This is a genomic window from Pseudomonas sp. R3-41 (assembly GCF_054161485.1).
On the sequence record NZ_CP096421.1, the window covers coordinates 6,096,973 to 6,110,043 of the forward strand.

The following is a 13,071-nucleotide window of genomic DNA, read 5'->3' on the forward strand; positions in this document are numbered from 1 at the left end:
AGGTCTCAGCCGCTTTTCAACCGCTTCCTGCGAGACGCGAGCTGCAAACTTATCGGTGATTGCATGGCTTGAGGTTTTGCGTCGGCGGCGGGGATGGTGGCCTAGAGACATTATCACTACCTGACCTCAGTTTGATGGTATGCGATCCATAAACCCCACCTACCCAACAGTGGGTTAACGGTTTACCGTGGCATTTCTGGCGAGCAGTTCCACGGCAGTAAAGCTTCATAATCTTCAAGCGACGAAGCCTGAGGCAGCCGCTCCAGTACGTGGCGCAGCCACGTATAGGGCTCTTGGCCGTTGACCTTGGCGGTCTCGACCAGGCTGTAGATCTTTGCGCTGGCAGTGGCGCCGTTGACGGTATCGCTGAACAGCCAGGCCTTGCGTCCAATGACAAACGGCTTGATCGCTCTTTCGGCCGGGTTGTTGTCGATGGGCAGATAACCCGCTTCGACATAGCGCTCCAGTCGGCTCCAGTTATTCGCCAGATAATGCACCGCCTTGCCTAATGCACTTTGCGGCGTCACCTGGGATTGGGTTTTATCAAGCCAGACTTTCAGCTGCCCCAAGATCGGCAGGCTCTTTTCCTGGCGGGCGATAAACCTCTGTTCATCACTGGCTACCTTGAGTTCACGCTCGATTCCATACAGTTTGTTAATCATCGTCAGCGCGATATCCGCACGTCCCGTCTTGCCCTTGGGTTGCACTTTTTGCGCGTCCACGAACTTACGTCGTGCATGGGCCATGCACGCCAAGCGTTCCACGCCCAGCTGCAACGCCAAAGCGTTATAGCCAGCGTAATCATCGGTCATGACGTAGCCACGATAACTTTCCAGCAAACGCAACGGCACCTCCTGCGCACGGCTGGACGTGTAATCGAATAGCACGACTTTTCGATCCGGCGGACCACTGGTTTGCACCCACATCCAGGATTGACTGGTCGGGTCTCGATCCGGCTCTTTCAACACCTGGACGCGGGTTTCATCGCAATGGATCACCGGACTTTCCAGTAATCGGTCGCGCATCAAATTCAACAGTGGCTGAAAGTGCTCGCTGCACTGGATGATCCAGCGCGCGAGAGTCTGGCGCGGAATATCAATGCCATGTCGGCTTAGCACCGTTTCAAACCGGTGCAACGGCAAGCCATCAACATATTTGGTGGTCAGCAGCATCGCCAACACGCTGGGGCTGGCCATGCTTTTTTCGATCAACTGGGCCGGTTTGTCGACGGTGACCGGTGCAGTTTCGCAGCCTCGGCAAGCGTAGATCTTGCGGATATGTTTGATGACGCGGATCTGCATCGGCACGATATCCAGCTGCTCGCTGGTTTCCTCGCCAATGGCATGTTTGCGGCAACCACAGGCACAGGTCAGCTCGTGTTCGGGCAGTTCATGGATAACTTCGATACGCGGCAGCTCAGCCGACAACGGCTTGCGTTTGCCACGGCGAGGTGTCGGTGCAACGACTTCTTCATCAGCGTCGCCAACTAGCGGCATGGGTTCGCTTTCAGGCTCGTTGAACAAGGCCAATTGCGGCGTGTTGGGCTCAACAGTTTGCTCGGACTTGCGCCCAAATAGACGGTCGCGCAACAGCTTGATCTGTTCTTTCAGGTCGACAATGTGGGTCTGATAAGCTTGCGCCGATTCTTCCTGGCGGCTGAGTGCCTCAAGCAGCAATTGCTTGAGCAAAACAGGATCATCAGGAAGGTCGTCGGGTAGAGAAATCATGGCCCGGATTATACCGAGTCACGCCACGTAGCGCGGCGTCAAAACTTGATGAGGACGGTTGCGCCAGAGATCAAAACCGTCGAGCAGCCAGTTCAGCTCCTGGACGCTGAGGATAATCGCCTCGTCCGTAGCATCGGGCGACGTTTTGAAGCGCTCGGATTCCAAGCGCTTGAGCCAAAGACAGAAGCCGTTGCGCTCCCAGTACAAGATCTTCACGCGGTTGCGGGACTTGTTGAGAAAGACGAAAAGCACCGGATCGAACACGGCCACTTTTATATCCAGTTCGACCAATGCGGCTAGGCCATCGATGGATTTTCGAAAGTCCACTGGCTTGGGGTAGAGGTACACTTTTTCGACTTTGGCGTCGGGTCGCATCATGGCGGGGCTGGCTCCAGAAAGAGATCGGGAGCGAAGCATCGGGGATCAAATGCGGGCTTGGAATGTGGGGATCATGGATCACTTACGTTTGATGGGGCGGGCAAAAAAAACTCAAGCCACGATATTAGGCTTAAGCCCCTCCTTTGATTTGATACCAAATTAGGCAGGCGTCGATGTGCATGGAGTGGCGTACGCTCTGCCCGCATGGCGACTACAATTGGCGTGAACGAGAGCAGATGTAACCGCCGGCTTGCCGGCGAACATGCGCGTGACGAGGCCATGTGATGTTGAATAGATGAAATCCCGCTTCGGGTCAAAAGCGGATGGTCGCGACGAGCCAGATGATGTCATCTGACGCACCGTGCCTCTGACAAAACCTGTAATTTCGCCTGCTACATGAAAATCCACACGGTTGATGCATCTCGTCAAATCTTCAGTTTGAAGTGCATGAGCGGTCCATCTTTCAACCGATTCAGCACATGGGCTGTGATCTCCTCCATTTGACGGCGATCCTCTTCAATGTCTATTTCTGTTCCTTGGAAAGCCTTTAACGTTGAGCGGCCCAGGGCATCTTTGATCGATGCGCAATGTAAAATTATTTTTTGTTCCCAATAGTCATCCCCGGCTTTCACGTCGTCAAATTTCGTTGACTTGCCTAAGCTATCAAAGGCAAACACCCCTCCCGCCAAGAAAGTGCGTACGCGATTCGTGGGATGGTGATACTCGGTGGAACGTGCTGACACAGCTTTCAGTAATGTTCCCAATAAGTAAGAAGCTCGGATGAGGCGCCTGTACATATCCTCTTCTAATTTAGGCTTCCTATAGGTCGCAGGCAGGTGCCAAACCCAGACCCCAAACATGGTACCGGCATTGAAATCAGCGTCTGACTCTAACGCCCTTGCTTCATCATCGTTGTTTGGTCTGTAGTCACAATGGCCGTGGATTGCGTGAGCTAATTCGTGAAAATACAGCAAAAGACAGGCATCCAGTGCAAGCCCGAGCGCGTCGAATCCCGCCTCATCAGGTTCCTGCACACCAGGGAATAAACAGCGAATTGAGTTCTCACCTGGACGATATTGATTTGACAAGCCGGCCGTGGCGCTGTCCTCTTCAAGAGCACATAACTCAATAGCGGCCGACAGGGTCACAAGCAATGTTCCAGCAGCAATATCAATTCGGTACTGACCCTCACCGCCTCCAACCATAGCTTGAAAGGTATCATTGCCTCTGAATTCCCTGTCTATCGTCCAGCCCTGCTTGGCTAGCCTGTGCTTGCGCAACTCCTTCATCAAGAATTCAATCTCTGAATCAAATTCCCTAAACATCACTTCTGACAAAGCAAGTCTGCCGTCAACCAGATCGTGCGTTTGAAAAATGGCGTTAAGGATGTGGCCTTGCGGGTACGCCCGCAAGGAAATACCACCAGACTGAGGAGATTGCCCATCTATTAGGTACATGTAGTTTTCAGCCCTATCCTATTGATTTATTGGCGAAAGACCATTCCACCGAGTACCCGCCTAGCGGCAGATCATCGCCTCCCCATCCTATGGACAGGTTCGGGTGCCCCCCACTGGTTTAGACGGCAAAAAGCCGCTGAGATCCCAATCGAACGGTCTCATAAGTAATCGGCAACCCAAAGCTAAAATTGAGGCGGGTTGGAGAAATCAATACAATCGTTAAATGCCCCAGGTAGAGGATGGTTGCATGATAACAATCCATACAACCGTTACAACAGCGCAGGAGCACGGAATATCGTTAACGAGTGATATTGAATACTTTGCGAGCTTTGAAGTGATCTTTCATTATGAAATACGCAATACCCATTCCAGTTCCCACCAATATTATTAATGAAACCATGATCGATTGAGTAGCGCGCAAAATAGCTACGAATATTGGACTCATCAAAAGAGAAAAAGCGAATCCAAGCATTATCACCCAAACGACAGCTAGCCCCTTACCTTTGGAGACTATTTCACCGTCTTCAAGCTGCGCGGAGTACAGAACATGCACACCCTGAAGTCTACGAACGAGCGCGAGTTTAATCTTTCGCCCTACCACCAAAAATGAACGCATGTAGTCGTCACAAATGACATCTTTTACTCGAACACCGTTTATTTTTACAAATGAGATGATTCTTTGCCCATCCATGTATGAGCCGAAGCCAATTTCTTGAATGACGCCGTCTAGAATTACAAGTGCCATACTCACATCACCGTAGAAAAAGTTATATATCTGGTCAAATATTCTTCGAATAAATTATCTTGCCATCAGCACTTTTGAGATCAATTCGCTGTGGGCCTATTAAAACAATTCGTTGTGGACCAAATTCACCTGCGAAACGCTCCCGCTCCACTGATTTCACGTAGCCCCAAATATCAATCTTCAAGCTATCTCTAGAGGCTTCTATTTTGCGAGCAAGAACTTCATCTTGTACGTCCAGGAGTATGTCGGAACCACCCTTAAATCCTAGATAATAGGGAGTTGGCCCAGGATTGATATAGCAGCGGAGCTTCGGAACTCTTGCCATAGCGGTGGAATTGCGCTTTTCTTCATCTGAATATTCCAGCTTGTCAGAAAACAGACAATGATCTATTCGAAAACCTTTCGCTTGCTGGTCATAGTTACTCAGAGAAATTGGCGTCCAATCATCAGAGCTAAACTTGACAAAATTGTACTGCTTGTATTTTTCGGCCTCCTCTCCAACCAGTACACCTATCGCTGTCGTCAGATCTTTCTTTTTGAATGAGTCCTGCTCCGACAGTCTTTCTGACGCCAACCGATAAAGCTCCGGATTTGCCTTCCGGACGTTAAACGCATCGGCAATGGACTCAGCGATATCCTCGGGTGATTCGTTCCAATCGCGTTTCGCGTTGTACAAATTGAAAGTCGTCATTGGTTGTTTGACGTCAAGGTAGGCAGTTGGCTCTCCTATCCCCGGGTCTTGGAAAGCAACCAGGCGTGGAGCATTTTCTTGCTCTAGTTGTTGCAAAACCGCTTGGTCAGACGTCTTCGCGTCAATCGCCGCAGAGTTTGCAGAGGACTTAGTGTTTTCAGGTCTAGGCGTCTCACTTCCTCCCCCACATCCTGCTAACAGCATGAAGCCGGCAGGTATTGCGAGCGCAAGCAGCCTGCGCCCTCGCAGCGAATATTGGCCAAGGAGCATGAATTGTATCCCTATGAAATTTCCCGAATGACGGCCGATTGAGTGCTTCTGAGCCACCGATTTGCCATCGCCGGCCAAAGCTACCAAATCGGTAGTATTTAGAAAAGCAGCAAATTGCACCATGACGTCACTGATTTTCTAGAAGACATCATGACAACCAGCACGCTATCCATACGGCTCAAACACGCACGACTAAGTGCTGGGCTGTCTCAAGAGGAATTGGGGATACGAATCGGCCTTGATCCTGCTTCGGCGAGCACGCGTATGAATCGCTATGAGCTTGGCAAACGCGTTCCAGCGCCTGAGTTGATAGAACGAGTCGCAGTTGAGCTGGACCTGCCCGCCGCATACTTTTACGCCTACCGTCATGATGAAGCGGACCTGCTTGAGCGTTACTTTCGGCTCAGCGAGTCTGGGAAGGAGCGGTTGATGGCTTATCTCAATAGCCTTGAATAATCCCTGCCCCAATCACATTCCGAAAAGGTCCAGCAGAGACGCTCAAGACTGCATACCTGCGTGCTGGTTGAGAGGATCATCGAAGGACTTGTGCGGACGGCTGTATGTCTGCGATGCAGTACCACTGGCGCTAATGCAGCTAAAGCTAATCGCGACTATTGGGTTGTACCGTAGTCATCCCATGCCGATTTCGGAGAAAGAAAAAAGGCCCCACAGGGCCTTTTGTCACACTCGCGCTCTTTACTTCTTGAGCCAGGATTCGACGGTCGCAGACCCATGCTCAGATTTCCACTGCTTCAAAATCTTGTGGTTGCCACCTTTGGTTTCAACGCGCTCACCCGTTTTTGGATGTTCATAGATTTTCACCTCGCGCGCTCTCCGAGTTCCAGCTTTCGGAGCATCAGCGGCAGCGGCAGCGCCAGCCCCCCGACCTACGCTTTTTGGCTCCAAAAGGTTAACGACGTCCTTAAGACTGAAGCCATATTTCGCAAGTAAATCGCGAAGCTTCGTTTCAAATTCAATTTCTTTTTTCAGCCCGGCGTCACCCTTCAGCGCTTCAAGGGCCTCTAACTGCTCGGCCAAATGTTTTTCCAATTGACGATATTCTGCAAGCTTAGACATATGCTGCTCCTATGTTCGAAAGGCGATGGCTACTCAAGACGACATAGCATCGTTTTTACCCGACAATCAACGAGATTGAATCACAGAGTTTGCGATCCTAATACAGCATCTTGTTATAGCCTTAGTAGATCGCGCCATGGCTGCGTCAAATTCGAAACTGAGCACTTTTTCTGTACTCATTAGCCAAATGACTGCTGGAACGCAGGATAATTCCAGCCAGCTTTTTAGGACTTGTCCGGTATTCAAGTAATGTCCAATCTCCTGCTCCAACTCACGCTTTGGGCGCCTTAAACAGCCTCCGCCAGCGAAGTCGGACATCGTCGATGGCTGGTTTGCGGCTGAAGGTTGAGCGGCTCTGTACCCATACGCTATTGGAAGCCGTCAGATTGATTCGATCGACACCAACTCAAAATATTTGAACTTGCGTTTCTTCGCTTCTGACTTTGCCTCCTGTTCAGCAACGAGTCGACTCAGCGTGCTTGCGTCATAGACCAGCGTCTCCGCTGAGCCTTCGAATTCCGACCTAACACAAAGTGTTACTCTCAACTTGGGTGAACGGCTAGCGTGTGCAGGTCGGGCTTTTGAAACGTGCTGCTGATCTGCCGTAACCTGCGGGGTTTCAATGACTGGAGCAGCTCCATTGCTCTGCGTTCCAAAAAGCGCCTGGCGCATCTCTTCTTCGCTCAGATTATCTTTCATGTAGATGTCTCGTCTGTTGTCTCTGGTTGATCAGTATTAAATGGTGAGCAGCCTAGCCTTTCTGGAAGTCGGGCTCATGCGCCCATGGCGTATCGGCAGCGATGGGAAAGTGCAGTGTCTAAGTGTGCTCCTCCGATCAGATAAAATGGATTAAAAAGGTCAACGCAATTTTTCCAGCATTCGGTAGTACCACATGCCCGCGGCTAGCATCGGGCTTCCAAGCAGTCGCCCCATCGGCACACTAATGTGCTGGCAGGCGGCGAAGGTATGGAAAGCATCTCGGCGCTACCGAACAGCGCTCGCGCATCCTTTCTTTGCCAAATCTTCACGCATCTGAGGTTCAAAAAGGGTGCTATCAGGCTGGCCTCATAATACCAGCGTTGCCCAGGGACCCGATTCCCTCTCCTTCCATCTCAGTGCCTTATAGCCAACCTGATGAGGAATTGAGCCCCAGGGGTTGTGCCACGCGGGAAAATGAGTCAACTTAAAGGCAGGCGTGGATGGACGCCTGCCGCTTGCGTTGGCGAAGCTCAGCACCATCAAGAAAGACCCTTCCCTGTGTGGCACCTTTCCCATGGCGCACACGGTTAGCAAGCTATCGTCGTGCTAATGCTGGAGAGTGCTATGTCCAAGTACAGCTACGTCAACATTATCAAATCACGATGCAAAGACTTTGCGCGTGAAAATCAAATGCCGCTTAACGTTGTTCATGAAATGGCAGCCGAAAGCGTCGGCTTTACGAGCTATCACGACCTCACTCAGGTCTCAAAATCTAGTCCGCAAGACATCAGGCTTATGAGGCTTGCGTTCAGCTTAGAAAAGCTTGAAGACGCGATATACCAGGACGAAATCCTCCCCAATTTGGATAGACAGCTTGAGGACCAGATGTCCGGAGAGATGGCGGAAACCAATGCCACATTTTTCACCATCGAGAACGTCGATCCAGCTAATGCATCCTATGACGCCACTAATGGTCATTTGACGCTGGAGCTGAATTTTGATTGGCAAGGAGAACAGGATGAAGAACGCCCTTGGTCCGGCAACGATTTCAACATCGATGCCGTGGTAACACTGGTGTATCGCTCTAAGGGCTGGAAGCTGCACGATCAGCATGGACTAGAGATCATCAGCTCCGAATCGAATAGGGACCGTGAATCGTACTTCGAGTAGTTCTTTGCGGCGAGTAAGAGTCGTACTCAGGGTTGTATCAGCGATATCGTTTTTTATCGCTGATGTAGCCGTGAGCTTTATCCTCGGTCTGCGGCCACAGGAGGTGAGCGTCGGTATTCAGGGCATTACTGGAGCAGATCACCCGGCTGGCATCGCAGGATCTCGCAAAGAGCAGTCATCGTTGAGAAACGGATTGCACGGGCTCTCAGTAAGCCTCATCGACTGAGTGTAGGGGCAACCGCTCCACTCGCGAGGCTGCACGTGGTGATCTCGTCGGAATTGCAGCGTTCTATAAACTATCGCCCCGCTGGCGCCCTTCGGACCTTCATCTAAAGGTCCGGTCTCTCACGGCGGAGTTACCTCCACAGTCTGCACAGCAAACAACCTCAAGACCTCATGTTACTAACGGTGATCGCCAAACAATAACTGCTACAACACAAACTTTTTAGAGTTGGCAAGCCTCGACCCTGAGAGATTGTGACTGAAGATCAATATTAGTCACGCGCAAATAAATCATCAATTGGATCAATTGCAACACTCAACGCACCCGACCAATCAATTTTTTGATCTCTATAAGAATCATAATCAGGTTCATATTCCGAGCTATAAAAATATTTATCGTAGTGCTCATCTACGTCCACAGCATCTATGACGGTATTGGCGACGCTAGAAGAGTCTGTTGCCCCAAGCTCACTCGCTCTTTCATCCATCAAAATTTTTAGTTTGCTGCGCGCGTCTGACTGAGAGGAACAGCCTGATAAAATTGACTCTGGAAAATCGTCCTCAACGGAGGAAATCAAATAGTCTGCTACAGCATCATCATAAGCCTCTGAAATCGATTCATCTTCCGAATCGCGAAAATATGCAACCAGCTCACCTAAAACCAACAACTCATCTTCGTTTGGATCATTTACAAATGCACCTTCCAAGAAACCTTCAACTGCTTTCTTATCAACACTGCTATTACACAACGCCCAAAGCAGAATTTGTGCCGAGGCCAAAAAAGATCGCATGCATATCTCATTAGAAACAAATTCAATGGCTTTCAGCAGACTTTTATCGGAAGAACTAAGAACTTTGCCAAGGTCGGATCTTATGATACAAAGCTGTGCTACAAACTCAGCATTACAGCCAAGAAAATTTATTTCAGAGACAGTCTTAAATACATGATCTGTCACATTAACAGCGATTTGTTTTGAAATAATTTTGTTACCCAGCATATCCTTCAAGCTTTTTAAAGATGCCAGCGTTCTCAAGCTACCAAAGCAGTCCCGTAACGCAGGGGCATTATTAGAAAATCTATTAATTACATAATCACCCAACGAAGGGTTAAACAACCGTACATAAGGATGGGGATCGCCATTCACAAACCTTGTAAGCATGGAACCCGAAAGATGCCGTAGATTAAGCAAAAAATCCTTCTTACCCATAATGCTCGCGGTGCTTGGAGAAGCTAAATATCTCGCAAACGCCTCCGCAAGCTCTGATTCGTTGATCACCCGCCCATTCAAAGCAACCAGTAGTACAAGCGCACGGCCACAGTCATCCAATTGCGCTTGAAATGGATGATCCCAGACTTGAGAAGGATTTTTTAATAAATCAATTGCATGCGACCAATATGAATCAGCTGGAACGTCCTCTAACCGCTGAGCGTCGGTAATGAAACGGATTAGCCTGGGGTTAAAATTTGGATGATCAATGATGGTTCGGTAACGCTTACCTAGATATAACTGTTCGACGTAGTCGCGATCCATCTCCGAATGCCAAATATGGTTATATAGAATTCGGGCCTTGTCTATCTTATCCAAAGATTCCAGCGTAATTTCAAACTCATTTCGGCTTACGTTTGAGTTATGAAAAACATCATTCAAAATCTTTCCCTGATTGAGAATGGTGGTACGAGACGTCAATACAAATCGCTTTTTTGGATCTTTCACAATGCGTCGAATAAAGCTCACGATCTTAGCGCCTTCGTGCCCAGAAAGCGCCTCCAAATAGTTACGACCCAAAAAATCATCAAAATAGAATATTTGCTTTGAATCTTGGTCGTATACCCCTTCTGCTTCTTTAATATCATCAGAAATAACCGACAGCGCAAAGCCTTCTGCCGCATACTGTAGGATCAGTTGACCAGCCAGCGTCGTCTTACCGATCCCTGCCGGACCTGTGATAATGACGACATTCATAGACTCCAGTTTCTCAATGGCCTCATCATGGTTGACGGTCGGCACATACAGACGAGACGCCTCCATGATTTCGTCAAGCTCAAATTGACTTCTATCATATATAGGCTTATTGAAGATATAACTCAGAACATTTGAGCTAGCAATCCAGAGCTTATAATGTCGTTTTTCGACATCAGCGTGGTTCGCCAAAATATCATTTAAATCCTCGCGACCTAATATGTCATCAGGAGAGCACACAAAAGGCGAAAGCTTCTCCATTAAAATGCTTTTATCTTTTCGTGAAAGCGGGTGTGATACTGCCAAAATATATCGACTAGGCGATAGCTTCTGAACTTTTAAGCTCTCCGAGTCCTCGATGTGCTTAACCAGACGTTCCAACGGCGTCGAAATCCAATGCTTACACTGAAGAATCCACTCATTCCCCTCGGACTTAAAATAACGACCATCCACCCCTCCATCACGTCCAGGCTTGAAGCGCTCAAACCGGACTCCTTCCCTTGCGCTGAGCAGGTCAGTGCAGAAGACTTCGAATTCCTTGTCGTTTAGTCGCGAAAAGTCGTATTCGTTCACAGAGGCCTCGGTATTGGTGAGCCACATGCCACTCACCAGATCAGCACGTAGTTGTAGTTTTTGATGTTTTTCTAAGGCCTATAGCTGGGAGAGCTGTGTAGAGAGAGCTACCAGGCGACTTCGCTACATCTTACCTGTAGAAACCGGGCGAATAGAGCATTCGCCCGAACTAAGCCAGAGGGTTAGCTGACGGGTGCGGGCCAACCAATTCCTTCTCCGATTTTTTCGAAATAGTAGTTCACACGATCACGAAGCATTTTTGCAAACGGCGCAGTGTCGGCATCGGCCATTGCCAGTAAATGAGTCTTCAAGTTTTCGACCCACTCGTACTCAGCCTTCAGGGACTGGCCGATTTGGAAATTATGCTCGTATCGCTTTGCGAGCGACGCGAAAAGCTGGTCATTGGTGCGAGAATCGGCGATCAGGAGAGCCGCCAGATCCTCCACATTTGTATGGTGAAGAAATGGTGCACCGGCATAGTTTTCGTCCTCAATGCCATGCTCGTATAGTGAAGAATAGCTGTCAGGCCCAGTCGCTAGGCGCGCCACGTAGTTGTGCGCTTTAACCTTCAACTGCCTACGTAAAACTTCTGCACTGGCGTCTTTCACCATCGTATAGATAGAGGTAAACTCTGGGTTGGTATAAGAAGAATATCCGAGCCCAACAGCGCTCATGCTGTCGAAGCCATAAACGCCCTTGTTTGGTATCAACGTACCCGCGTCTACCAATCTGAACACATACTCAGTGAAATACTTTAGTAGGTCCCGCTCGCCGCCTATCAAGTGGTCACCATATCCACCTAGGGTAATGGCGATTCCTGCCACATGCAGAATCACACCTGGATGAGTAAGCTTTTCGTCAGCCAATTCACTCAACAGCTCAGTCTTGGCTTTCTCATACTCCGATTTACTCATGCGCGACCAATCCCAGAGAAGCCGCCATGCCGGGATATGAGCGTGCCCGACTACATCTGGATGGCGGGCTAACTCATCGTTGATTGCATCTACATCGATTTTGCCGCTGAAGAACAGATCGGCCAGATGCTTCAGGCTGACAATGGGGTCCGTCCAGCGGACCTCGGGGTAGCGGTTGTTGAGCATCTCAAAGGCTTGCTCTGTAGGAGTCTTTTCTGATTTCGAGAACAGCCGTCCCACTGAGAAAGCGGTAGTCGGAAGCTGCCGGAGCATAGCCTCACTCAAATCTGCACTGCGGGCTTCACATCCTGTCGCAATCATGTACAACAGGAGCTGCTTCAGTGCATCTGGGGCTTCGCTCAGCCGCTTATCCACTACCCCCACCAAGCGCTCGAAGTCCGCTAGTACGGCGCGCAGATTGCGATAATTGGGTTTCTTCGAGGCGTTGAAAGTGGCCAGCAACGCCATCTTTTCAGCCGACACGATCTCCTTAACAGCGCCTGACTTCAGGTCGCTCGTTAGCTTGTCCAGAACCTCAGCAGGATCTGCCTTAACCTCAATAGTCTTGCCTACAAGCTTCTCTTTCTGCCTGTCGTAGTCTTCACGCTGGGCTTTGGGGATCTCGCTCTCGTTGGCGAGGATGATCACTTTGAGCTTCTCATGCTCGACCAGAGTGTTGATGAAGCCCATGACATCCGAGATCTTCATCGAGCAGCGTTCTAGGTCATCGATTACCAGAATCTTGCCGTCCAGGTTTAGTAGCAACTCCTTCAAAGCCTGAGCGCCACCCTTAGCGCCGGAAAACTTTTCTAAGACCCCAGAGGCCATATTTCCGAAAAGCTGAAAACCCTTCGAATTGAGCTGCGGATGAATCTGGGCGAAAAATTGATCTTTGATCGCAGAGATAGCGGTGACGCCGAAAAGGCTCGCATACAAGTAGTAGGGGGCTTTTTCCTCAGTCAGACTAGCCGAACGGTGATCCAGATATTTCCTGATGAAGTGAGTTTTCCCAGCTCCCCATGGGGCAGAGAGCATAATTGCGTATTCTGTATCGACAGAATCATCAAGGTAATAGTCCAGCAGTTTGGTCGCTTCGTTGGATTGGCTGCTCGCCATGGCTAAAACTCCGGAATGCCTGTAGCGGGTCTAGGTTCTTACCACTCTTGAGTGGGTTGGATTTCAGGTCA

12 protein-coding genes and 1 pseudogene are annotated in these 13,071 nt (G+C 49.6%); 2 read left to right on the forward strand and 11 right to left on the reverse strand.

All coding sequences use genetic code 11. The features are described from left to right. Window positions 1-182: 182 nt before the first annotated feature. From tnpC to M1D99_RS26375, 5 genes are all read right to left on the reverse strand, one after another. A complete protein-coding gene (gene tnpC / locus M1D99_RS26355; RefSeq protein WP_458130747.1) occupies window positions 183-1,727 on the reverse strand; it encodes an IS66 family transposase in 1,545 nt (514 codons plus the stop codon). Between the two features lie 18 nt (window positions 1,728-1,745). After that, window positions 1,746-2,105 carry an IS66 family insertion sequence element accessory protein TnpB gene (gene tnpB, locus M1D99_RS26360; RefSeq protein WP_244651899.1) on the reverse strand — a complete coding sequence of 120 codons (360 nt, stop codon included), beginning with the start codon at window positions 2,103-2,105 and terminating at the stop codon, window positions 1,746-1,748. 425 nt (window positions 2,106-2,530) lie between these two features. Beyond that, window positions 2,531-3,562, reverse strand: coding sequence for a hypothetical protein (locus M1D99_RS26365; RefSeq protein WP_217861186.1), 1,032 nt, complete (start codon window positions 3,560-3,562; stop codon window positions 2,531-2,533). A gap of 298 nt (window positions 3,563-3,860) precedes the next feature. Further along, the gene (locus tag M1D99_RS26370) at window positions 3,861-4,307 is read right to left on the reverse strand and encodes a hypothetical protein (protein WP_458131017.1); all 447 of its coding nucleotides are present in this window, start codon (window positions 4,305-4,307) and stop codon (window positions 3,861-3,863) included. A 34-nt stretch (window positions 4,308-4,341) separates the two neighbouring features. After that, window positions 4,342-5,391: a hypothetical protein gene (locus M1D99_RS26375; protein WP_458131018.1), complete on the reverse strand. Its 1,050-nt coding sequence runs from the start codon at window positions 5,389-5,391 to the stop codon at window positions 4,342-4,344. Between the two features lie 27 nt (window positions 5,392-5,418). On the opposite strand from M1D99_RS26375, the gene M1D99_RS26380 reads away from it, so the two are divergent. Continuing rightward, window positions 5,419-5,724: a helix-turn-helix domain-containing protein gene (locus tag M1D99_RS26380; protein WP_217861183.1), complete on the forward strand. Its 306-nt coding sequence runs from the start codon at window positions 5,419-5,421 to the stop codon at window positions 5,722-5,724. A 240-nt stretch (window positions 5,725-5,964) separates the two neighbouring features. Here M1D99_RS26380 and M1D99_RS26385 read toward each other — a convergent pair whose 3' ends face one another. The 3 genes and pseudogenes from M1D99_RS26385 to M1D99_RS26395 all read right to left on the reverse strand — a co-directional run. Then, a complete protein-coding gene (locus M1D99_RS26385; protein ID WP_217861182.1) occupies window positions 5,965-6,345 on the reverse strand; it encodes a histone-like nucleoid-structuring protein, MvaT/MvaU family in 381 nt (126 codons plus the stop codon). A gap of 381 nt (window positions 6,346-6,726) precedes the next feature. Continuing rightward, the gene (locus M1D99_RS26390) at window positions 6,727-7,044 is read right to left on the reverse strand and encodes a hypothetical protein (protein WP_217861181.1); all 318 of its coding nucleotides are present in this window, start codon (window positions 7,042-7,044) and stop codon (window positions 6,727-6,729) included. Between the two features lie 159 nt (window positions 7,045-7,203). After that, window positions 7,204-7,323 (reverse strand): annotated as a pseudogene (locus tag M1D99_RS26395) (hypothetical protein); the annotation flags it as partial. Between the two features lie 345 nt (window positions 7,324-7,668). Between M1D99_RS26395 and M1D99_RS26400 the strand changes: the two are divergent. Beyond that, window positions 7,669-8,214 carry a hypothetical protein gene (locus tag M1D99_RS26400; RefSeq protein ID WP_458131019.1) on the forward strand — a complete coding sequence of 182 codons (546 nt, stop codon included), beginning with the start codon at window positions 7,669-7,671 and terminating at the stop codon, window positions 8,212-8,214. Between the two features lie 125 nt (window positions 8,215-8,339). Here M1D99_RS26400 and M1D99_RS26405 read toward each other — a convergent pair whose 3' ends face one another. The 3 genes from M1D99_RS26405 to M1D99_RS26415 all read right to left on the reverse strand — a co-directional run bounded on the left by M1D99_RS26405 (window position 8,340) and on the right by M1D99_RS26415 (window position 13,000). Continuing rightward, window positions 8,340-8,423: a helix-turn-helix domain-containing protein gene (locus tag M1D99_RS26405; protein ID WP_458132168.1), complete on the reverse strand. Its 84-nt coding sequence runs from the start codon at window positions 8,421-8,423 to the stop codon at window positions 8,340-8,342. Window positions 8,424-8,708: 285 nt separating this feature from the next. Next, window positions 8,709-10,970, reverse strand: coding sequence for an nSTAND3 domain-containing NTPase (locus tag M1D99_RS26410; RefSeq protein WP_458131020.1), 2,262 nt, complete (start codon window positions 10,968-10,970; stop codon window positions 8,709-8,711). Window positions 10,971-11,152: 182 nt separating this feature from the next. Continuing rightward, on the reverse strand, window positions 11,153-13,000 hold the full coding sequence (locus tag M1D99_RS26415) for a P-loop NTPase fold protein (RefSeq protein ID WP_217861178.1): 1,848 nt from the start codon (window positions 12,998-13,000) through the stop codon (window positions 11,153-11,155). Window positions 13,001-13,071 lie beyond the last annotated feature (71 nt).

Coding starts and splice junctions, on each gene's coding strand:
- tnpC (WP_458130747.1), bottom strand. CDS start 1,727: ATGATTTCTCTACCCGACGACCTTCCTGATGATCCTGTTTTGCTCAAG.
- tnpB (WP_244651899.1), bottom strand. CDS start 2,105: ATGATGCGACCCGACGCCAAAGTCGAAAAAGTGTACCTCTACCCCAAG.
- M1D99_RS26365 (WP_217861186.1), bottom strand. CDS start 3,562: ATGTACCTAATAGATGGGCAATCTCCTCAGTCTGGTGGTATTTCCTTG.
- M1D99_RS26370 (WP_458131017.1), bottom strand. CDS start 4,307: ATGGCACTTGTAATTCTAGACGGCGTCATTCAAGAAATTGGCTTCGGC.
- M1D99_RS26375 (WP_458131018.1), bottom strand. CDS start 5,391: ATGGTGCAATTTGCTGCTTTTCTAAATACTACCGATTTGGTAGCTTTG.
- M1D99_RS26380 (WP_217861183.1), top strand. CDS start 5,419: ATGACAACCAGCACGCTATCCATACGGCTCAAACACGCACGACTAAGT.
- M1D99_RS26385 (WP_217861182.1), bottom strand. CDS start 6,345: ATGTCTAAGCTTGCAGAATATCGTCAATTGGAAAAACATTTGGCCGAG.
- M1D99_RS26390 (WP_217861181.1), bottom strand. CDS start 7,044: ATGAAAGATAATCTGAGCGAAGAAGAGATGCGCCAGGCGCTTTTTGGA.
- M1D99_RS26400 (WP_458131019.1), top strand. CDS start 7,669: ATGTCCAAGTACAGCTACGTCAACATTATCAAATCACGATGCAAAGAC.
- M1D99_RS26415 (WP_217861178.1), bottom strand. CDS start 13,000: ATGGCGAGCAGCCAATCCAACGAAGCGACCAAACTGCTGGACTATTAC.